General features: G+C 70.3%; 20 protein-coding genes and 1 riboswitch. Of the genes, 5 read left to right on the plus strand and 15 right to left on the minus strand.

Annotated elements, in window-relative coordinates:
- Nucleotides 1-78 precede the first annotated feature (78 nt).
- A riboswitch (cobalamin riboswitch) is annotated at nucleotides 79-319 on the minus strand.
- A 20-nt stretch (nucleotides 320-339) separates the two neighbouring features.
- The 9 genes from HPA02_RS08395 to cobT all read right to left on the minus strand — a co-directional run bounded on the left by HPA02_RS08395 (nucleotide 340) and on the right by cobT (nucleotide 7,613).
- The gene (locus tag HPA02_RS08395; protein ID WP_146802729.1) at nucleotides 340-1,332 is read right to left on the minus strand and encodes a bile acid:sodium symporter family protein; all 993 of its coding nucleotides are present in this window, start codon (nucleotides 1,330-1,332) and stop codon (nucleotides 340-342) included.
- Between the two features lie 71 nt (nucleotides 1,333-1,403).
- Nucleotides 1,404-1,814: a bifunctional adenosylcobinamide kinase/adenosylcobinamide-phosphate guanylyltransferase gene (locus HPA02_RS08400; RefSeq protein WP_146802730.1), complete on the minus strand. Its 411-nt coding sequence runs from the start codon at nucleotides 1,812-1,814 to the stop codon at nucleotides 1,404-1,406.
- Complete coding sequence (locus HPA02_RS08405) at nucleotides 1,766-2,419, minus strand: histidine phosphatase family protein (protein WP_146802731.1); 654 nt, start codon at nucleotides 2,417-2,419, stop codon at nucleotides 1,766-1,768. Before HPA02_RS08405 ends, HPA02_RS08400 begins: the two co-directional genes overlap by 49 nt.
- Nucleotides 2,420-2,441: 22 nt before the next feature.
- The gene (locus HPA02_RS08410; RefSeq protein WP_146802753.1) at nucleotides 2,442-3,185 is read right to left on the minus strand and encodes an adenosylcobinamide-GDP ribazoletransferase; all 744 of its coding nucleotides are present in this window, start codon (nucleotides 3,183-3,185) and stop codon (nucleotides 2,442-2,444) included.
- A gap of 56 nt (nucleotides 3,186-3,241) precedes the next feature.
- On the minus strand, nucleotides 3,242-3,778 hold the full coding sequence (locus HPA02_RS08415; RefSeq protein WP_146802732.1) for a bifunctional adenosylcobinamide kinase/adenosylcobinamide-phosphate guanylyltransferase: 537 nt from the start codon (nucleotides 3,776-3,778) through the stop codon (nucleotides 3,242-3,244).
- On the minus strand, nucleotides 3,775-4,896 hold the full coding sequence (gene cobD / locus HPA02_RS08420) for a threonine-phosphate decarboxylase CobD (RefSeq protein ID WP_146802733.1): 1,122 nt from the start codon (nucleotides 4,894-4,896) through the stop codon (nucleotides 3,775-3,777). The genes HPA02_RS08415 and cobD overlap by 4 nt, the downstream gene beginning before the upstream one ends.
- Nucleotides 4,893-5,882, minus strand: coding sequence for an adenosylcobinamide-phosphate synthase CbiB (gene cbiB, locus HPA02_RS08425; RefSeq protein WP_146802734.1), 990 nt, complete (start codon nucleotides 5,880-5,882; stop codon nucleotides 4,893-4,895). The genes cobD and cbiB overlap by 4 nt, the downstream gene beginning before the upstream one ends.
- Nucleotides 5,875-6,561, minus strand: coding sequence for an adenosylcobinamide amidohydrolase (locus HPA02_RS08430; RefSeq protein ID WP_146802735.1), 687 nt, complete (start codon nucleotides 6,559-6,561; stop codon nucleotides 5,875-5,877). Before HPA02_RS08430 ends, cbiB begins: the two co-directional genes overlap by 8 nt.
- The gene (cobT, locus tag HPA02_RS08435; protein ID WP_146802736.1) at nucleotides 6,558-7,613 is read right to left on the minus strand and encodes a nicotinate-nucleotide--dimethylbenzimidazole phosphoribosyltransferase; all 1,056 of its coding nucleotides are present in this window, start codon (nucleotides 7,611-7,613) and stop codon (nucleotides 6,558-6,560) included. The genes HPA02_RS08430 and cobT overlap by 4 nt, the downstream gene beginning before the upstream one ends.
- Nucleotides 7,614-7,746: 133 nt before the next feature.
- On the opposite strand from cobT, the gene HPA02_RS08440 reads away from it, so the two are divergent.
- On the plus strand, nucleotides 7,747-8,211 hold the full coding sequence (locus HPA02_RS08440) for a 2-hydroxyacyl-CoA dehydratase (RefSeq protein ID WP_146802737.1): 465 nt from the start codon (nucleotides 7,747-7,749) through the stop codon (nucleotides 8,209-8,211).
- Nucleotides 8,212-8,273: 62 nt separating this feature from the next.
- The gene (locus tag HPA02_RS08445; protein WP_146802738.1) at nucleotides 8,274-9,344 is read left to right on the plus strand and encodes a PA0069 family radical SAM protein; all 1,071 of its coding nucleotides are present in this window, start codon (nucleotides 8,274-8,276) and stop codon (nucleotides 9,342-9,344) included.
- Nucleotides 9,345-9,372: 28 nt separating this feature from the next.
- Here the strand turns inward: HPA02_RS08445 and HPA02_RS08450 are convergent, their stop codons facing one another.
- The gene (locus HPA02_RS08450; RefSeq protein WP_244945894.1) at nucleotides 9,373-10,368 is read right to left on the minus strand and encodes a zinc-dependent alcohol dehydrogenase family protein; all 996 of its coding nucleotides are present in this window, start codon (nucleotides 10,366-10,368) and stop codon (nucleotides 9,373-9,375) included.
- A 73-nt stretch (nucleotides 10,369-10,441) separates the two neighbouring features.
- Here HPA02_RS08450 and HPA02_RS08455 point away from each other — a divergent pair, with 73 nt between their 5' ends.
- Together HPA02_RS08455 and HPA02_RS08460 are read left to right on the plus strand one after the other, a co-directional pair.
- Complete coding sequence (locus HPA02_RS08455; protein ID WP_146802739.1) at nucleotides 10,442-10,741, plus strand: winged helix-turn-helix domain-containing protein; 300 nt, start codon at nucleotides 10,442-10,444, stop codon at nucleotides 10,739-10,741.
- Nucleotides 10,742-10,805: 64 nt separating this feature from the next.
- Entirely contained in the window at nucleotides 10,806-11,450 is a 645-nt protein-coding gene (locus HPA02_RS08460; RefSeq protein WP_146802740.1) for a tellurite resistance TerB family protein, read from the plus strand.
- Between the two features lie 99 nt (nucleotides 11,451-11,549).
- Here HPA02_RS08460 and HPA02_RS08465 read toward each other — a convergent pair whose 3' ends face one another.
- From HPA02_RS08465 to HPA02_RS08485, 5 genes are all read right to left on the minus strand, one after another.
- A complete protein-coding gene (locus HPA02_RS08465; RefSeq protein WP_146802741.1) occupies nucleotides 11,550-13,361 on the minus strand; it encodes an acyl-CoA dehydrogenase C-terminal domain-containing protein in 1,812 nt (603 codons plus the stop codon).
- Between the two features lie 256 nt (nucleotides 13,362-13,617).
- Entirely contained in the window at nucleotides 13,618-14,046 is a 429-nt protein-coding gene (locus tag HPA02_RS08470) for an organic hydroperoxide resistance protein (RefSeq protein ID WP_146802742.1), read from the minus strand.
- A gap of 378 nt (nucleotides 14,047-14,424) precedes the next feature.
- The gene (locus HPA02_RS08475; protein WP_146802743.1) at nucleotides 14,425-15,192 is read right to left on the minus strand and encodes an SDR family NAD(P)-dependent oxidoreductase; all 768 of its coding nucleotides are present in this window, start codon (nucleotides 15,190-15,192) and stop codon (nucleotides 14,425-14,427) included.
- Nucleotides 15,193-15,207: 15 nt separating this feature from the next.
- On the minus strand, nucleotides 15,208-16,869 hold the full coding sequence (locus tag HPA02_RS08480) for an AMP-binding protein (RefSeq protein ID WP_146802744.1): 1,662 nt from the start codon (nucleotides 16,867-16,869) through the stop codon (nucleotides 15,208-15,210).
- A gap of 195 nt (nucleotides 16,870-17,064) precedes the next feature.
- Nucleotides 17,065-17,643 (minus strand): TetR/AcrR family transcriptional regulator, encoded by a 579-nt coding sequence (locus HPA02_RS08485; RefSeq protein WP_146802745.1) that lies wholly within the window; start codon nucleotides 17,641-17,643, stop codon nucleotides 17,065-17,067.
- Between the two features lie 97 nt (nucleotides 17,644-17,740).
- Between HPA02_RS08485 and HPA02_RS08490 the strand changes: the two genes are divergently transcribed.
- A partial coding sequence (locus HPA02_RS08490; RefSeq protein WP_146802746.1) for an acetyl-CoA C-acyltransferase occupies nucleotides 17,741-18,909 on the plus strand: 1,169 nt, incomplete at its 3' end.

An 18,909-nucleotide genomic window follows, 5' to 3' on the forward strand; every position in this document is an offset into this window, starting at 1 on the left:
GCATTATGGTGGCCGGGACACGGCGGAAACGCCAAGAAGGAAGCCGAGACGCCTCCTGCCTGGCGTCGCCCACCGCGACACGGCATGCCTCTCCAGGCCGGTCTCCGGGCTGACGAGTGAAGGTCCCAGGCCCGAGGGCCAGGCAGGCACCTTCCGCACCGCCGTCTTCCCATGCCAATCGGCACAGTGACGTTAATGGCGGTGTTTGACTCGATCACCGTTGCGGGGGCAGCGTCGGAATGGCGGCAGGGCCGCGCACCGACTTCCCGTTTACCTGGTAGAAAAGCTGTCTACCAGCACCTGAGAGTGCGCGTAAGCTAGCAATCCGACAGGCAAAGGTCAATTTGCCGCTTCTGTCGCGGCGGGCCGCTGGGCATAGCGTTGGGCCAGGATGGCGCAGACGATCAGCTGGATCTGGTGGAACAGCATGATCGGCAGCAGCATGGGGCCCAGGGCACTGCCGGCGAAGAGCACCTGGGCCATGGGCACCCCGGTGGCCAGGCTCTTCTTGGAGGCGCCGAAGACGATGGTGATCTCGTCCTCCTTGCTGAAGCCCAGCCCCCGGGCCAGGGCCGTGGTCAGCACCAGCACCAGGGCCAGCAGCACGCCGCAGGCCAGGATCAGCGCCAGCAGCGGGCCGAGCCCCACGGTCTGCCAGAGCCCGCCCACCACCGAGGCGCTGAAGGCGGTGTAGACCACCAGCAGGATGGAGCTCTGGTCCACCTTGCTCAGCCAGGGGCGGTTGCGGGCCACCCAGTCGCCGATCCAGGGCCGCGCCAGGTGCCCCAGCACGAAGGGCAGCAGCAGTTGCAGGCTGATCTTGAGCACCGCCTCGCCGGCGTTGTAGCCCTCGCCGGTGGCCTGAGCGCCCATGATCAGCATCACCAGCAGGGGGGTGGCGAGGATGCCGATCAGGCTGGAGGCGGAGGCGTTGCAGATCGCCGCCGGAATATTGCCCCGGGCCAGGGAGTTGAAGGCGATGGCGGACTGCACCGTGCCGGGCAGCACGCAGAGGTAGAGCATGCCGAGGGTCAGCGGCGTGCCCAGCCAGGGCTCCATCAGCGGCCGCCCCAGCACCCCGAGCAGCGGGAAGGCGACGAAGGTGAAGCCGAACACCACCAGGTGCAGGCGCCAGTGGGTGGCGCCGCTGATGATCGCCTGCCGCGAGAGCTTGGCGCCGTGCATAAAGAACAGCAGGGCGATGGCCGCCACGGTCAGCCCCTCGAAGAAGGGCACGCCACGCCCCTGGGCCGGCAACACGCTGGCCAGGATCACCACCCCTACCAGGGTCAGGGTAAAGTTATCGACCCATCGACGAAACTGCGTCCACATCGCCCCGCACTCCTCAGTGAAAAATATTTCCAGATTCTATTACGATTGATGCCGCCCTGGCTAAGCGACCTTTAGCCAAGCCGTCGCACCAGCCCATGCCAGACGTAGTAGACCGCCGCGGCCCGGGCCGCGGCGTCCTGGGCCAGCCAGCCGTTGAGGTCGCGCAGCCGCCGCTGGCGGCGCGACAGGGGCACCAGGCCGCGGCCCATCTCCTCGAGGATCAGGGTCGTGGTGGCCCCCGTGCGACGCTCCGCGTCCCGCAGGGCATCCAGGGACTGGGCGAGCCGCGCCCGCAGGCGGTCGTTATCGGCCTCGCCTGCCAACTGAGAGGCGATCCACGCCGCCCAGCCATCGATCACCAGGTCGCCGGCGGGCGGCGGGCCCTCGAGGAGGCTGGCGGCCTCGAGCCAGCACGGGGTCCCGCCCCAGGCCCTTACCGCGTCGCGCTTGCCGGCGTGGGTACCGCCGATGACCACTCGCATCGCCAGGCGTCTCCGTGTCGAATGAGATGGAAGTGGCGCCCCTCGGCCTGGGTCACCCCGGCGGCCCAGAAGTCGATGGCCTCGAAGCGCCGGCGCAGCTCGCGCAGCACCCCGCCATGGGTCACCACCAGGGCGCGATAGGCCCCGTCGCCTTTGGCCTCGGCATCGCGGGTCAGCGCATGCAGCCAGGCATCGAGCCGCGCGCGCAGCTCGCCGGCGGATTCGCCGCCGGGGGGCGGGCGCTCGCCGCGCCCATCGATCCAGGCCCGGTAGCCGGGGTCCGATTCGAGCTCGGCGTAGCACTTGCCCTCGTAGGCGCCGAAATTCAGCTCCCGCAGCCGGGCATCGAAGCGCGGCTCAGGGTGAGGTGGCACGCCGGGCGGGGCCAGGTGCGCCAGGGTCTGGCGGCAGCGCGTCAGGTCGCTGCAGTGGATGGCGTCCAGCCCCTGCAGATGTTCCCGGGACCAGGCCCGCAGGCGATCGAGCCCCGGACGGGCCGCCTCGAGATCCAAAGGAACATCCCGGTGGCCCTGGTAGCGGCCGCTCTGGTTCCAGGCGGTCAGGCCATGGCGCACCACGACCAGGGTCAGGCTCGGCGATGACATGCGACTCCCTCCCGTCGTCTCGTTAGCTCAGCCATAACCAGGCCACCAGCAGCAGCCAGAGCTCGCCGCCTTCGATGGCGGCCCCCAGCATATCGCCGTTGATGCCGCGAAAACTGCGCACCATCAGGGCGGCGAAGGCCAGCAGGAAGGCGGCGAGCGCCACCAGCAGCCACCAGCCGCCGGGCAGCCACCAGAAGAGCGCGACCGGGGGCAGCAGCGACAGCGCCAGGTCCCGGTGGCGGCTCTCCTGCCGCCAGGCCCAGGCCAACCCCTCGCGGCGGGCGATCGGCGCCAGGCGCAGCAGCGCCACGGCGCCGAAGCGCGCCAGGGCCGGCACGACCAGCAGCCACAGCGGGGCGACGCCGGCCTCCAGCAGCGCCCAGAGCAGCACGCCCTTCCAGGCCAACAGGAAGACCAGCGCCAGGATGGCGAAGCTGCCCACCTGGGCATCCTTCAGGATCGCCCAGCGCCGTTCCAGGGGGGCATTGCTGCCCAGGGCATCGGCCAGGTCCATCACCCCGTCCAGGTGCAGGCCCCCGGAGAGCGCCACCCAGAGGCTGAGCAGCGCCAGGGCCTGCAGCGGCGTGGGCCAGCCCGATAGCGCCAGCGCCGCCAGGGCCAAGAGGCCCCCCAGCAGCAGCCCCACCAGGGGGTAGGCGCGCAGCGCCCAGCGTCGGGTGGCCGGCGTCCAGGGGCAGGCCAGCGGCAGCGGAATCCGCGTCAGGAACTGCAGCGCCAGCACCAGGCCGAAGCCGGCGGCGGCCAGGCCCCGAGGTTCCGTCGATGGCGTGGCCGATGGTGGGGTCGATGGAGGGACCGAGCTCATGGGCCCTCCCCCTTCCAGACCCAGGGCAGCCCCGCCACCAGTTGCACCACCAGATCCGCCTCGGCGGCCAGGTCCCGGTGCAGGGTCTGGAGGAAGCCCACGAAGACGCGAGTATCGCCATCCTCGGCGGGCAGCCCCTCGTTGATATCGTTGGAGACCACCACCAGGGCGATATGGCGTTGCCGGGCCTCGGCCAACACCCTGGCCAGCAGGTCGCGTCCCTCGGCGTCGCTGCCGCCGCCCCCGTAGCGCCACTGGCTGGCCCATAGGGTCAGGCAGTCGAGCAGCACGGTCTCCCCCGGGGCGACCTCGTTCAGGGCCGCATCCAGGGCCAGGGGTACCTCCAGGGTCTCCCAGCCCGCCCCGCGCTGGCGTCGATGGCGGTCGATGCGCTCGGCCATCTCGTCATCCGAGGCCCGGGCGGTGGCCAGGTACCAGAGCCCCCCGCCCCGTGCGTCCCGCCATTGGCGGGCCAGGCCCTCCGCGTAGTCGCTCTTGCCGGAGCGGGCTCCGCCGCTAATAAAGGCGATCATGGTGTCTCTCCTCGGTCGACCTCGGCCATCGCCGCCGCCAGGGCCTGGCACAGCGCCCGGTTCTCCTCGTCGCTGCGCAGGGCCAGGCGCAGCCAACCCCCGTCCAGGCCGGCGAAGCCCTGGGTATGGCGCGCCAGCCAGCCGCGCCGCAGCAGCGCCGGCAACAGCCGGGCGGTGGCCGCGGCGCCCTGGGGGTGGCGCACCAGGAAGAAGTTGGCGCGACTCGGCACCACCCTCAGGCCCAGGTCGCTCAGCGCGGCCTGCATGGCGGGGCGCTCGGCGGCGAGCCAGGCCCGGGTGCGCGCGTCGAAGTCGCGATCCGCCAGCAGCGGCGCCACCAGGTCGGCGGCGAGCTGGTTGACGCTCCAGGCGGGCTGGAAGGCCCCGGCGGCGGCGACCCGGGCCGGCGCGGCGAGCAGGTAGCCCAGGCGCAGCCCCGGCAGGGTGAACCACTTGGTCAGGGAGCGCAGCAGGATCAGGTGCTCGAAGCGCTCGAGCCAGGGGGTCAGGCGCTCCGCGTCGTCGACGAAGTCGATAAAGGCCTCGTCCACCACCAGGGTGCAGCCCCGTGCGGCGGTGAGCTCCAGCAGTCGCTCCATCACCGGGCGCGGCACCAGGGTCGCGGTGGGGTTATTGGGACGGCCCATAAAGAGCACCTCCGCCTCCCCCAGGCCCGCGACCAGCGCCTCGGGGTCGAGGGCAAAGTCGGGGGCGGCTAGGGGCAGACCTTGCACCGGCAGGCCATGGGCCGCGCAGGCGCGGCGATACTCGGCGAAGCCCGGCTCGAGGATGGCGGCGGGGCGACCAGCGTGCAGTGCGGCGGCCAGGTAGATCGCCTCGGCGCCGCCGTTGGTAAGGCGCACTTGCTCCGGGGTCACCCCCTCGTGGGCGGCGATGGCGGCCCGGGCGGCGGTATAATCCGGGTCGGGGTAGCGACCCAGGTCGGCGGCCCGCTCGGCCAGCCACTCGGGAAGCCACTCAGGCGGGCCGAGGGGGTTGAGGTTGGCGCTGACGTCGCGCAGCGGCGTATCGGCGGGCAGGCCGAAGCGCGCCAGCAGCGGCGCCGCCTCGCCCCCGTGCAAGGGCCAGTGATTCGAGGGGGGGACGTCCGGGCTCACCACGCCTCCTTGAGCAGGATCATCGCCGCCATCAACAGCACAAAGCCCAGCCAGCCGCCATGCATCAGGCGCAGGGTGGCGGCGATATGCCCTGCCGCCAGCGGCCGCCGGGGCGTGCCCAGCCGGGCCCGTTCGGAGACCCGCCCACGATAGGTGTTGGTGCCCCCCAGCTGCACTCCCAGCAGGTTGGCCACCATGGCCTCCGGCCAGCCGCTGTTGGGGCTGGGGTGGCGCGGCGCCTCCCGCCAGGTGGCGGCCAGGGCTCCGTGGGTAGCCATCTCCCCCGATCCCAAGCCTTTCATGAAGAGCGCGCTTAGCCATAGCGTCAGGGCGGTGAGCCGCGCCGGCAGCCAGTTGGCGACGTCGTCGAGGCGGGCCGAGGCCCAGCCGAAGTCGGCGTAGCGCTCGTCCCGGTAGCCGACCATGGAGTCGAGGGTATTGATCGCCTTGTAGGCCAGGGCCAGGGGAGCGCCGCCGAGCAGGGCGAAGAAGAGCGGCGCGGTGATGCCGTCCACGGTGTTCTCGGCCACCGTCTCCACCGCGCCACGGCTGATCTCCGCCTCGTCCAGGTGCGCGGTATCGCGGCCCACCACCATCGCCAGGGCCCGGCGGGCCTCGGGCAGCTCGCCGCGGGCCAGGGGCGCGGCGATTTCCCGGGCGGCGTCCCGTAGCCCCTTGATGGCCAGGCAACTGGCCAGCAGCCAGAGCTCGGCGAGCCAGGCCAGGCCGGGGTGGATCGCCGCCAGCAGGGCCAATGTGGCCCAGGCCAGCGCATAGGTGCCCAGCACCACCAGGACGCACATCAGCGCTCCCTTGAGGCGCCGTGCTCGGGCGCTCCCGCGGTTCCAGGCTCGCTCCAAGCGGGCGATCACCGCGCCGATACCCACCACCGGATGCGGCAGGGCGCGGGGGTCGCCGATGATCAGGTCCAGGACCAAGGCCAGCAACACCAGCCCCAGCAGCCCAAGCGACAGCGGCTCAGCCATGGCGCGCCTCCCGGCCTCGCAGTAGCGACTCACGGGTCGCCGCGAAGATCGCCCGCCCCAGCTCGCGGCCCAGGCGGGTACCGGAGCCCGCGTAGTCGCGGGGTTCCCCCGCCTGGGTGGCGGCGACGGCCAAACAGTCGGTGGAGGTGCCGCTGGCCGGGGTGTCGCTATGGGGGTCGCGGATATCCAGTGCCTGGAGGGCCCGGGCCTTGGCCTCCGTCGCCGAGAGCACGGCGTTGACCAGGCCCGCGTCGCTCAGGTGGGCATCCAGGAAGACCAGGGTATTGATGGTGCCCACCGGGCGCGGGTCGCCCGCCAGGGGCGCGGCGATATCCACCGCATTGCCGGCCCCGGCGGTGACCGCCACCAACAGCCCCGGCCCCGCCACCAGGGCCAGGTGTTCCAGGTGCACCGCGGTCATCATGGCCAGGCTCTCCTCGCCGCCCAGGTCACGCCGGGCCAGCCAATCGCTCAGGTCATCGGCGGGGGTGCGGCCGTCATAGGCCTTGTCCACATGGAAGTTGCAGAAGTGGCGCCGCCAGCCCAGGCCGCCCCCCACCAGGGCGCTACTCAGGGTGCGTAGCGGCCTAGCCGAGGCGAAGTGCAGGCAGTGGGCATCAGCGCCCAGGCTCAGGCCCGGGGCGAAGTCCAGCGGTCGCACGCTCGCCGGGGCATTCATGGGGCGGCACCGATGCCGGCCTGATCGAAGGTCGCCATCTCGGCGAGCAGGCGGCAGGCCGACTCCAGCAGCGGGAAGGCCAGGGCGGCGCCACTGCCCTCCCCCAGGCGCAGTTCCAGATCGAGCAGCGGCCGCGCGTCAAGGTCCGCCAGGGCGATCTCGTGACCCGGCTCCCGGGAGCGATGGCCGAAGATCAGGTAGGGGCGCAGCGCCGGACACAGCCGGCAGGCCACCAGGGCCGCCACCGTGGCGATCAGCCCATCCACCAGCAGCGGCACCCGCCGGGCCGCCCCACCCAGGTAGGCCCCGACCATGGCGGCGATCTCCAGGCCGCCGAGGGCCGCCAGGGCGCCCAGGGGATCATCGGCATCGACTCGCCGGCCATCCAGGGCGCGGGCGATCACCTCACGCTTATGGGCGAGGCGGGCGGCATCGATGCCGGTCCCCGGCCCCACCACGGCCTCCAGGGAGGCGTCACAGAGGGCCGCCAGCAGGGCGCTGCTGGCGGTGGTATTGGCGATGCCCATCTCGCCGACGATCAGGCAGCGACAGCCCGCCGCCACCGCCCGCTCGGCGGCCTGGATGCCCACGGCGATGGCCGCCTCGGCCTCGTCCCGGGTCATGGCATCCTCCACCGCCAGGTTACGGGTGCCGGAGCGCACCCGGGCAGTCACGACCGCCCTGCCTACCTCGGCGGGCAGCTCGCCGGCCACGCCCACGTCGATCACCTCCAGGCGCGCCCCATGCTGGCGGGCGAAGACATTGATCGCCGCGCCGCCGGCGGCGAAGTTGGCCACCATCTGGGCGGTCACCGCCTGGGGAAAGGCCGAGACTCCCTCCGCCGCCACCCCGTGATCGGCGGCGAAGACCAGCACCCCGGGGGGCGAGACCCGCGGCAGCGCCTCGTCCTGGCTCAGCGCCAGCTCGATGGCCAGGCGCTCCAGGCGTCCCAGGCTACCCGGCGGCTTGGTGAGGTTGTCCAGGTGCTGGGCCACCCGCTCGGCCAGGGCCGAGTCGGGCTCGCGAATGGCGGCGAGGGTCGAGGAGAGCATGGGGACTCCGGGCGGATGATCGGAAGAGGCGCATGGTAGCAGAAGCGCCGCCCCCTGATGCAGGTCATGGCGCCGGCGCCGCCAGGGACTAGGCTAACGAGAAGCCCCGACGATACGATGGGAGGAGCCGAGGATGCGCTTTCATCAAGTGAAGGAGCTGGTGACCTGGGCGGCGGACTTTCACCGCCAACTGGCCGACCAGTACCAGCGACTGGCCGATCAGGCCAGCAACGAGCGCCAGAAGATGGCCCTGGCGTACCTGGCGCAGCGGGAGACCAAGCAGGGCCAGGAGCTGGCCAGCTACCTGGCGGAGAATGGCGACCACGCCGCCGTGCTGGAGACCTGGTTCGACGACCCCGCCGACTTTCCCCATGCCCCCGTGGTGGGTCGCCTGCCGGAGGGCCTCGACGGCGGCGAGGTACAGGACGTGCTGGCCACCGCCCTGGCCACCCACCGTACCCTGCAGGACCTCTACGAACACCGCGCCGAGCGCGCCGGCGCCGCACACGAGGAGGAGTTCTTCACCTCCCTGGCGGCAGAGCACCGGGCCGAGGTACGGCGCATCGTGCGCGACCTGCAACGCCTGGAGGCATATTGACCGCTGGCCGTATCGGCGCCCTCTCCATATACTGTATATAAACCCAGTTATGGAGACACGCCATGGCGGACCTTCCCCCTCTCAAGGGGCGCGGCGCCACCTATGACCCCGACAACCGCTTCGCCCCCACCCGGGTCGAGGCGGAAGACGACGGCTGGTGGCAGGAAGAAACGCCGGTGCGGCGGGCCACCCTGGTGGCGGAGGAGGCGGCGCGCAGCGCCCTGGCCTGGAATACCTCGCCGGACCTGCCCTTCGACCGCTCCCTCAACCCCTACCGCGGCTGCGAGCATGGCTGCATCTACTGCTATGCCCGCCCCAGCCACGCCTATTGGGACCTCTCCCCGGGGCTCGACTTCGAGACCCGGCTGATCGCCAGGAGCGGCCTGGTCGACCGGCTTCGCGAGGAGCTATGTCGTCCCGGCTATGCGTGCCGCCCGATCAACCTCTCCGGCAACACCGACTGCTACCAGCCCCTGGAGGCGGAGCGTGGCAGCACCCGGGAGCTGCTGGCCTTCCTGCTGGCCTGCCGCCACCCCCTGACCCTGGTCACCAAGAGCGCCCTGATCCTGCGCGACCTCGACCTGCTCCGGGCCCTGGCCGAGCGGCGCCTGGTACGGGTGATGATCAGCCTGACCAGCCTCGACCGCACCTTGAAGCGCCGCCTGGAGCCCCGCGCCGCCAGCCCGGGGGCGCGACTCAAGACGATCCGTGCCCTGGCCGAGGCGGGGGTGCCGGTGGGCACCCTGGTGGCGCCGGTGATTCCCGGCCTCACCGATCACGAGCTGGAGCGCCTGCTCGGCGCGGCCCGGGAGGCCGGCGCCGATACGGCCGGCTGGATGCTGCTACGCCTGCCCCGGGAGGTGGCGCCGCTGTTCGAGACCTGGCTCGAGGCCCACTACCCCGAGCGGGCCGCCAAGGTGATGAGCCTGATGCGCCAATGTCGCGGCGGCGCCGCCGACGCCCGCTTCGGTAAGCGCATGCGCGGCGAGGGCGTCTTCGCCGAGCTGCTGACCCAGCGCTTCGCCGCCGCCTGCCGGCGCCTGGGGCTCAACCAGGCACCGGCCCTGGCCGCTCAACAACTGGATACCAGCGCCTTTCGGCCGCCGCATCCCCAGGGCGACCTCTTCGATTAGGTGCTTGGTCCCGGCGGCACACCACGGTTCAGGGAATCAGCACGGCGGCGCCTTCGAGGCGCCCGGCGCGCAGGTCATCGAGGGCGCGATTGGCGTCTGCCAGGGGGTAGGCATGGGTCTCGGTCTGGATGGGAATCTGCGCCGCCAGGGGCAGGAAGGCCTCGCCATCGGCGCGGGTCAGGTTGGCTACCGAGCGCACCAGGCGCTCTTCCCAGAGCAGCCGATAGGGGAAGGCGGGAATCTCCGACATATGGATGCCGCCACACACCACCACCCCACCGGGGCGCACCCGGGCCAGGGCCTCGGGGACCAGCTCGCCCACCGGGGCGAAGATGATGGCCGCATCCAGTGCCTGGGGCGGCGCCTGGCCCGAATCGCCCGCCCAGCGGGCCCCCAGGCGTCGGGCGAAGGCCTGGGCCTTCCGGTCGCCGGGGCGGGTAAAGGCGTAGCAGTGCTGGCCCCGGACCCTGGCCAGTTGAATCAGCAGGTGCGCCGCGGCGCCGAAGCCGTAGAGCCCCAGGTGGCGCAGCGCCTCGCCCCCCGCCAGGCGCCAGCCGCGGTAGCCGATCAACCCGGCGCAGAGCAGCGGTGACGAGGCCTGGGCCGGGCCGGCGACGGGAAAGCCGTAGCGGGCATCCGCCACGCAGTACTCCGCATAGCCGCCGTCCCGGGTGTAGCCGGTGAACTGCGCCCGCCGGCAGAGGTTCTCCCGCCCGGCACGACACTCGGTGCACTCGCCACAGGTCCAGCCTAGCCAGGGCACGCCTACCCGACTGCCCGGCGCCGGCGTCGTCACCCCCGGCCCCAGGGTCACCACCTCGCCGACGATCTCGTGCCCGGGAATCAACGGCAGCCGCGCCTCGGTGAGCTCGCCATCCACCACATGCAGGTCGGTGCGGCACACCGCGCAGGCCTCGACCCGGATCAACAGTTCCCCGGGGCCCGGCACGGGGCGCGGGACCCGTTCCCGACGCAGCGGCCGCCCGGTCTCGTGGAGCCGCATGGCCCACATCGTCTCGCGCATCGTCCTCACCTCGATATCCGCCACCCTCAAGGCGTAGGATAGACACCCCACCCGCGAGACGAGACCGCGACCTATGGACGAGCCCCTCAGCAAGACCAAGAGCAGCTTCTATCGGCGCCTCTATGTGGCCCACCTGATCGACCGGGGCGTGGCCAGCGTGCCCGAGCTGATCGAGGCCACCGGCATGCCGCGGCGCACCGCCCAGGACACCATCCATTCCCTCGCCGAGCTGGATATCGCCTGCGACTTCGAGCAGGCCGAGGGCGCCCGCCATAATATCGGCCGCTATCGCATCCGCGACTGGGGCGCCATCGACCCGCGCTGGGTCGAGGCCAATGCGCCGCGGCTCAGGGCGGTGCTGGGTTACGCCTGAGGCGAACCTTCGTTGCCCCCAGGCGTCCCAGGAGGGTTACGCCTCTCACCCAAGGAGCCCTGCCATGAATGCGCGACACCTGCTCGAAGGCCTGATGCGTCAGGCCACCACGCCCTCCCGATCCAACGGTGGCTCGTCCGGCGGCCTGGACCTCAAGAGCCTGATGGGCGGCGGCGCCCTGGGCCTGCTGGTCGGCTCCAAGCGCGGCCGCAAGCTGGGCGGCAAGGCGCTCAAGTATGGCGCCATCGCCGGCGTGGGGGCCCTGGCCTGGAAGGCCTGGCAGAGTCGCCAGGGCGCCTCGACGGCCGCCGCCGATGAGCTGGACCGCCCCCTTGAGCGCCTGGCTCCCCAGCACCAGGAGCGGCGCAGCCTGGAGCTGCTCCAGGCGATGATCATGGCGGCCCGGGCCGATGGCCATATCGATGGCGACGAGCGTGCCCTGATCGCCGAGCGGATCGATGCCATCGGGGCCGACGACGACCTGCATCGCTGGGTCGAGACGCAGCTCCAGGCGCCCCTGGATGCCCAGGCGCTGGCGGCGCAGGCCGACTCGCCCCAGGCGGCCCGGGAGATCTACCTGGTCAGCCTGGCGATCATCGACGAACAGAACCCCATGGAGCGCGCCTGGCTCGATGAGCTGGCCCGGGCCCTGAGCCTCGACGCCGAGATGGTCCAGGCCCTGGAGCACCAGGTCGCCACGGCCGACTAACCCCCAGCAAAAAAACGGCGACCCGAGGTCGCCGTAAGCAAGCGGTCAGCGCGACTGACCAGAGAGATCGATCACAGCAAGCCTGGCATCACCTCGGACTCAGAGCTCGAAGCCGCGGCCGAAGTCCTTGGCGGACATCGCCATCAGCGACTCGGCGCCGGCCTCGATGGCCTGCTTGTGGGTGCGGGTGCGCGGTAGCAGGCGTTCGAAGTAGAAGCGCGCGGTATTGAGCTTGCCGCGGTAGAAGGCGGCATCCTCGCTGCCTTCGGCCAGGGTCGCCTGGGCCTGCCTGGCGGCCCGGGCGAAGAGGTAGGCCAGGGTCACGTAGCCGGAGTACATCAGGTAGTCGACGCTGGCCGCGCCCACCTCCTCGCGGTCGGCCATGGCCTTCATGCCGATGCCCATGGTCAGCTCGCCCCACTCGGCGTTGAGCTTGGCCAGCGGCCGCACGAACTCGGCGAGGGCGCGGTTGCCCTCCTCCGCCTGGCAGAACTTGTGGATCTCCTTGGTGAAGACCTTGAGGCTCTCGCCCTGGCTCATCAGCACCTTGCGACCCAGCAGGTCGAGGGCCTGGATGCCGGTGGTGCCCTCGTAGAGGCGGGTGATGCGGGCGTCCCGCACCAGTTGTTCCATGCCCCACTCCTGGATAAAGCCGTGCCCACCAAATACTTGTACCCCTTCATTCGTCGCCTCGAAGCCCACCTCGGTGAGGAAGGCCTTGACGATGGGGGTCAGCAGGCCCAGCAGGGTCTCGGCGCGCTCCTGCTCGGCGGCATCGCTGCCATGCTCGACGATATCGATCATCTGGGCGGTGTAGAGCACCAGCATGCGGCCGCCCTCGGCGAAGGCCTTCTGGGTCAGCAGCATGCGCCGCACGTCCGGGTGCACGATGATCGGATCGGCGGCCTTCTCCGGCGCCTTGGGGCCTGAGAGGGCACGCATCTGCAGACGGTCGCGGGCATAGGCCAGGGCGTTCTGGAAGCTCGCCTCGGCGAGGCCCAGGCCCTGGATGCCGACGCCGATGCGGGCGGCGTTCATCATGGTGAACATGCAGGCCAGGCCCTTGTTGGGGGCGCCCACCAAAAAGCCCTTGGCCCCGTCGAAGTTCATCACGCAGGTGGCGTTGCCGTGGATGCCCATCTTGTGCTCCAGCGACCCGCAGACCACGCCATTGCGCTCGCCCGGGTTGCCGTCGGCATCGGGCAGGAACTTCGGCACCACGAAGAGCGAGATGCCCTTGGAGCCCTCGGGAGCGTCCGGCAGCTTAGCCAGCACCAGGTGGACGATGTTCTCGGCCAGGTCATGCTCGCCGGCGGAGATAAAGATCTTGGTGCCGGTGATCGCATAGGCGCCGCCCTCGGTGGGCAGGGCGCGGGTCTTGATCAGCCCCAGGTCGGTGCCGCAATGAGGCTCGGTCAGGCACATGGTGCCGGTCCAGGTGCCCTCCACCAGCTTGGTCAGGTAGGTGGCCTTCTGTTCGTCGGTGCCATGATGACGCAGGGCGTCGGCGGCACCGTGGGAGAGCCCCGGGTACATGCCCCAGGCCAGGTTGGTGGCGCAGATCATCTCGTTGAGCACCATGGCCAGCGAGTGCGGCAGGCCCTGGCCACCGTGCTCGGGGTCGGCGGCGAGGCTCGGCCAGCCCCCCTCCACGTACTGGGCATAGGCGGCCTTGAAGCCCTGCGGCGCCTTGACCTCGCCGCCCTCAAGCCGGCAGCCCTCCTGGTCGCCGCTCTGGTTCAGCGGCAACAGCACCTCGCGGGCGAAGCGGGCGCCCTCCTCGAGGATGGCCGCCACCACGTCCGGGGAGGCCTCTTCGCCAGCCGGCAGGCGGGCGTAGTGGGCCGGATAGTCGAGCATCTCGTCCATCACGAAACGCAGGTCGCGCAGGGGGGCCTGATAGTCGGGCATGTCGGTTTCTCCAGAAGAGGGCGCCGGTAATCGGGAAGACGCTAGGCGGCGGCGCCGCTTTCAAACATGTGTTTGAAACTAGCCGCTGACCCACCGAACGTCAAGCGTTCGTTTTAATTCTCGCCGCCAAATGGCCCCCGACCTTGGTCGATAGTCACCCGGGGCCCGACACGATACCGCCCACCCCGAAGCCTCGGGGTGGGCGGTCAAGGCACGCGGCGTGCCTGGAGAGACATGGGCGCGAGACCGGGCGTCGTCACTCCATCAGGGTCAGGGTCACATCGATATTGCCCCGGGTGGCATTGGAGTAGGGGCAGACCTGATGGGCGGCATCGATCACCTGCCGGGCCTGCTGCTTGTCCATGCCCGGCAGGGAGATCTTGAGCTCCACCTCGATACCGAAGCCGCCGGGAATCTCGCCGATGCCCACCGCGCCCTCGATGCTGGCATCATCCGGCAGCGCCAGCTTGTCGCGGCCGGCGACGAACTGCATGGCACCGAGGAAACAGGCGGAGTAGCCGGCGGCGAAGAGCTGCTCGGGGTTGGTGGCGGCCCCACCGCCCCCGCCCATCTCCTTGGGCACCGCCAGGGCGACATCGAGGACCCCGTCGGAGGAGACGGCGCGGCCGTCGCGGCCGCCGGTGGCCGTGGCATGGGCACGATAGGCAACTTTCTCGATAGACATTCGACGCCTCCTTGATCGCTCGATAGCACTTCAACAGGACCGACCCGTCGCGGGCCGGGGTCTATTAAACCAAGCAGCTAGCGACGATTCGCGCAACTCCAGCCTACTTACCTTTAGAGCCAACTGCACTTAAGTGCCTGAGGGGCGCTGGGGGGTAGGCTGAAGCAAAGCGTCTTTTTCAGGGGTGAGGAGCACTGCTCCAAACGGGTAGGCCATGGATGGCCTACCCCGGCCCTGCAAGCGGAGCAGGATGGCGTAGCGCCGCAGGAAAAAGTCGAGCGCCCAAGGATGGGTTCACAGCGTCTTTGCGAAAGCTTACCGCCAGAATAGCCCCGGAACTCGACAACAGTCCGGGGCTGATACTGCTTTTAACGTGGTCTATTGCATCCGAATCCCGCCATCCAGGCGAATCACCTCACCGTTGAGCATGGTGTTGGTAATGATCTGCTCCGCCAGGCGGGCGAACTCGTCGGGCTTGCCGAGGCGCTTGGGGAAGGGCACGGCGGCGGAGAGGGCCGCCACCGCGTCTTCGGGAATATCGCTCATCATCGGCGTCTCGAAGACCCCGGGGGCGATGGCCATGACCCGGATGCCGTGACGCGAGAGCTCCCGGGCCGCCGGCAGGCTCATCCCCACCACCCCGGCCTTGGAGGCGCTGTAGGCGCACTGCCCCACCTGGCCATCGAAGGCGGCGATGGAGGCGGTGTTGATGATCACCCCGCGCTCGCCATCCTCGCCCGGCGCATTGCGGGTCATGGCGGCGGCGGCCAGGCGCATCACGTTGAAGCTGCCCACCAGGTTGATCTGGATGGTGCGCGCATAGGCCTCGAGGTCCGCGGGGTTGCCCTCGCGGTCCACCAGCTTGGCCACGCTGACCACCCCGGCGCAGTGGATCACTCCGGCCAGGCCGCGTCCCTCGCCGAGCTCGATGGCGGCGTCGATGGCCGCCTGCATGTCCGCCTCGGAGGTCACGTCGCCGCGCAGCGCCCGGGCGGCCCCGCCCAGGGCCTCGGCCTGGGCCTCGACCCTGTCGCTCAGGTCGCTAAGCACGACCCGGCCGCCGGCGGCCACCAGGCGCTCGGCGGTGGCCGCCCCCAGCCCGGAGGCGGCGCCGGTGATCAGGAAGGTCTGGTCTTGAATCTGCATGGGGTTCTCCACGAATTACGAAGGGGTCGCCGCCGTCTCGTCGGCGGCCTGGGCGCGCAGCTTGAAGCGCTGAATCTTGCCGCTGGGGGTCTTGGGCAGGGTCTCGACGAACTCGATCTCCCGCGGGAAGGCGTGAGTGGAGAGCCGCTCGCGCACCCGCTGACGAATCTCGTCGGCCAGGGCCTGGCTGGGCTCATGGCCCTCCCGCAGCACCACGAAGGACTTAATGATCTCGCCGCGAATCTCGTCGGGCTTGCCCACCGCCGCGGATTCCGCCACCGCCGGATGGGTCAGCACCGAGTTCTCCACGTCGGCGGGACCGACCCGGTAGCCGGCGGTGGTGATGATGTCATCGTCACGGCCGGCGAACTGGAAACTGCCGTCGGCGTTGCGAATCACCACGTCCCCGGTCAAATAGTAGCCCTCGGCGAAGGGGTGCTTCTCCTGCCAGGTATACCCCGGGAAGAAGAAGGCCGGCGAGCGGGCGATATCCACCGCCAGCACCCCGGGCTTCCCATCGGGCAACTCGCGGTACTCGGCGTCGAGGATCGCCAGCCGATGACCGGGCAGGGGCACCCCCATGCCGCCGACGTGCTTGGGATGCGCCAGGGCATGGTGGTTGCAGCAGGTCATGCCGGTCTCGGTCTGGCCGTAGTGATCCATCACCGGGCAGCCCAGGGCCCGCTCCACCCAGCCGACCACCTCGGTATTGAGGGGCTCGCCGGCGGAGCTGGCGACCCGCAGCGACAGCTGCTCGGCGGCCTCGTCGAAGATCCCCGAGGCCTTCATCAGCCGGTAGGCGGTGGGCGCGGCGGCGAAATTGGTGATGCCGTGGCGACGCATGAAGTCGAGGGCTCCCTCGGCGCTGAAGCCCGCCTCGCACAGGTGCGTCGTCGCCCCCAGCAGCAGGGGCCCGGCGATGGCGTAGTAGAGGCCATAGGCCCAGCCGGGATCGGCCATGTTCCAGAAGCGATCCTCGGGCCTCAGGTCGATGGCCAGCTCCATATAGAGGGCGAAGGCAGGCAGCGCCGAGAGCGGCACCGCCACCCCCTTGGGCTTGCCCACGGTGCCGGAGGTGAACATCTGCAGGAAGGGCGCCTCGGCGGCCAGCCGCGGCGGCGCCTCGGCCAGCGGCGCCTGGGCCAGGGCCTCGCTCCAGGCCAGGTCACCCTCACTGGCACCATCCACATTGAGAATCGGCGGGCAGGCCGCGAGGCCCGCGAACTTGCCGCGATTATCGGCATCGGTGATCACCAGGCGGGTATCGGCCCGGCCCAGGCGATATTCCAGGGCGTCGGGGCCGAAGGCGGTGAACAGCGGCTGATAGACCGCGCCGATGCGCCAGGTGGCCAGCACCGTGATCAGCAGCGCCGGGGTGCGCGGCAGCATGCAGGCGATGCGGTCACCCTCACCCAGGCCGCGGGCCTTGAACCAGCCGGCCAGCCTGGCGCTCTGGGCATCCAGCTCGGCATAGCTGAGGCGGCTGACGCTGCCGTCCAGCCCCTCCTGGACCAACGCTTCCACCTCGCCGCGTCCCTCGCGCAGGTGGCGGCCACAGCAGGCCTCGAAGGCGTTGAAGCGGCCATCGCGGTGATCGTCGAGGCGCGCGATCAGCGTCTCCAGGGAGAAGCCTTCCAGGTAGCTGGCGTAGTCGGTCTGGGTCGCAGTGGTGCTCATGACGTGCCCTCTTGTTGTGCTTGTTATCGAAGCCTGCGCGGCGCAAGGCCTCTTGTCTACCTTTAACGTAAACGTAAACTTGCAAAACCAAGCAAGCGCTTGGTACAACGCTAAGGCGAAAGGGGGAGGCTCGGCAAGGCGGCCGAACCTAGACGATGGTCGAGCGGGCCGCCCGGGCGGACGGCAGTACCGCCGTCAGTGCGAGGGAGGGGTGATCATGGCAATCAGTTCGCGGGCCAGCTCTTCGGGGGTTCTCGACCCCTCGGGGTCGTACCAGCGCACCGTCCAGTTGAGCGCCCCCAGTACGAAGCGCGAGACCAGGAACTTGTCGCCATGAATCAGGCCGGCCTCCAGGGCATCCCCCACCACCTCCTGCCACAATGCCTCATAGGCGTCGCGCAGGTGGCTGAGGTGGGCCCGGGACTCGGCGTCCAGGCGCCGCCACTCGTAGAGGGCCACCACATGGGCATTGCGGTCGGTGAGCAGGGTCTCGAGGTGCGCCCGCGCCATGGCGTGAAGGCGCGCCTCCGGGGTGGGCGCGCAGGCCTCCAGCGCTTCCCGGGCGATGGCCAGGGCGTTCTGGGTGCCCTCCTCGATCACCGCGCAGAGGATCTCCTGCTTGTCGCGGAAGTGATGGAAGAGGCTACCGGACTTGATACCCATCTCCTGGGCCAGCATGCGCACCGTGGTGCGATCGAAGCCCTCCTGGACGAACAGCTGGGCCGCCAGGCGCGTCAGTTCCCGGCGGCGTGGAGAATCATTCACGACATTCATCCTGTTTACACTAGCGCTTGCTTGGTTATGCTGACAGCAAACCATGGCCCCGTTCGAGGGTCAACGGGATAGCGCTCCATCATCGAGGAGAGTCACCATGAACGACGTCGTCATCCTATCCGCCGCCCGCACCCCCATGGGCGGCCTGCAGGGCTGCCTGTCGAGCCTGACCGCCCCCCAGCTGGCCGCGGTGGCGACCCGGGCCGCCATCGAGCGGGCCGGCATCGAGGCGAGCGCGATCGACGAGGGCATCTTCGGCTGCGTGCTGCCCGCCGGAGTCAAGCAGGGGCCGGCCCGCCAGGCGATGCGCCAGGCGGGCATTCCCGATGGGGTCGGCGCCACCACCATCAACAAGCTGTGCGGCTCCGGCATGAAGGCCACCATGCTGGCCCATGACCTGATCCGCGCCGGCTCCGGCGAGGTGCTGCTGGCCGGTGGCATGGAGTCCATGTCCAACGCCCCCCATCTGCTGACCAAGGCGCGCAGCGGCTACCGCCTGGGCCATGGCGAGCTCAAGGACCATATGTTCCTGGATGGCCTGGAGGATGCCGAGACCGGCAAGCTGATGGGCGGCTTCGCCCAGGAGGTCGCCACGGCGCGGGGCTATAGCCGCGAGCGCATGGATGACTTCGCCATCGCCTCCCTGGAGCGCGCCATGGCCGCCCAGGAAGCGGGCCACCTGGAGGCCGAGATGGCCCCGGTGACGGTCACCGGCCGCCAGGGCGAGACCCGGGTCGCCCACGACGAGCAGCCCTTCCAGGCCAAGCTCGACAAGATCCGCGGCCTGCGCCCGGCCTTCGCCAAGGACGGCACTATCACCGCCGCCAACTCGAGTTCCATCTCCGACGGCGCCTCGGCGCTGATCCTGGCCAGCCAGGCCGCCGCCGAGCGTCATGGCGCCACGCCCCTGGCGCGGATCCTCGGCCACAGCACCCACTCCCAGCACCCCAGCGAGTTCACCATCGCCCCGGTGGGCGCCATCGACAAGCTGCTCAAGAAGCTCGGCTGGGGGGTGAATGACGTCGACCTCTTCGAGATCAACGAGGCCTTCGCGGTGGTGACCCTGCTGGCCATGGACGGGCTCGATATTCCCCACGACAAGGTGAATATCTATGGCGGCGCCTGCGCCCAGGGCCACCCCATCGGCTCCACCGGCTCGCGGATCATCGCCACCCTGGTGCATGCCCTGCGTACCACCGGCGGCAGACGCGGCATCGCGAGCCTCTGCATCGGCGGCGGCGAAGCCACCGCCATCGCCGTGGAGCT

This window comes from Bisbaumannia pacifica, assembly GCF_007989625.1.
In the GTDB taxonomy this organism is placed as follows: domain Bacteria; phylum Pseudomonadota; class Gammaproteobacteria; order Pseudomonadales; family Halomonadaceae; genus Bisbaumannia; species Bisbaumannia pacifica.

Coding starts and splice junctions, on each gene's coding strand:
- HPA02_RS08395 (WP_146802729.1), bottom strand. CDS start 1,332: ATGTGGACGCAGTTTCGTCGATGGGTCGATAACTTTACCCTGACCCTG.
- HPA02_RS08400 (WP_146802730.1), bottom strand. CDS start 1,814: ATGCGAGTGGTCATCGGCGGTACCCACGCCGGCAAGCGCGACGCGGTA.
- HPA02_RS08405 (WP_146802731.1), bottom strand. CDS start 2,419: ATGTCATCGCCGAGCCTGACCCTGGTCGTGGTGCGCCATGGCCTGACC.
- HPA02_RS08415 (WP_146802732.1), bottom strand. CDS start 3,778: ATGATCGCCTTTATTAGCGGCGGAGCCCGCTCCGGCAAGAGCGACTAC.
- cbiB (WP_146802734.1), bottom strand. CDS start 5,882: ATGGCTGAGCCGCTGTCGCTTGGGCTGCTGGGGCTGGTGTTGCTGGCC.
- HPA02_RS08430 (WP_146802735.1), bottom strand. CDS start 6,561: ATGAATGCCCCGGCGAGCGTGCGACCGCTGGACTTCGCCCCGGGCCTG.
- cobT (WP_146802736.1), bottom strand. CDS start 7,613: ATGCTCTCCTCGACCCTCGCCGCCATTCGCGAGCCCGACTCGGCCCTG.
- HPA02_RS08440 (WP_146802737.1), top strand. CDS start 7,747: ATGCGCTTTCATCAAGTGAAGGAGCTGGTGACCTGGGCGGCGGACTTT.
- HPA02_RS08445 (WP_146802738.1), top strand. CDS start 8,274: ATGGCGGACCTTCCCCCTCTCAAGGGGCGCGGCGCCACCTATGACCCC.
- HPA02_RS08450 (WP_244945894.1), bottom strand. CDS start 10,368: ATGCGCGAGACGATGTGGGCCATGCGGCTCCACGAGACCGGGCGGCCG.
- HPA02_RS08455 (WP_146802739.1), top strand. CDS start 10,442: ATGGACGAGCCCCTCAGCAAGACCAAGAGCAGCTTCTATCGGCGCCTC.
- HPA02_RS08460 (WP_146802740.1), top strand. CDS start 10,806: ATGAATGCGCGACACCTGCTCGAAGGCCTGATGCGTCAGGCCACCACG.
- HPA02_RS08465 (WP_146802741.1), bottom strand. CDS start 13,361: ATGCCCGACTATCAGGCCCCCCTGCGCGACCTGCGTTTCGTGATGGAC.
- HPA02_RS08470 (WP_146802742.1), bottom strand. CDS start 14,046: ATGTCTATCGAGAAAGTTGCCTATCGTGCCCATGCCACGGCCACCGGC.
- HPA02_RS08475 (WP_146802743.1), bottom strand. CDS start 15,192: ATGCAGATTCAAGACCAGACCTTCCTGATCACCGGCGCCGCCTCCGGG.
- HPA02_RS08480 (WP_146802744.1), bottom strand. CDS start 16,869: ATGAGCACCACTGCGACCCAGACCGACTACGCCAGCTACCTGGAAGGC.
- HPA02_RS08485 (WP_146802745.1), bottom strand. CDS start 17,643: ATGAATGTCGTGAATGATTCTCCACGCCGCCGGGAACTGACGCGCCTG.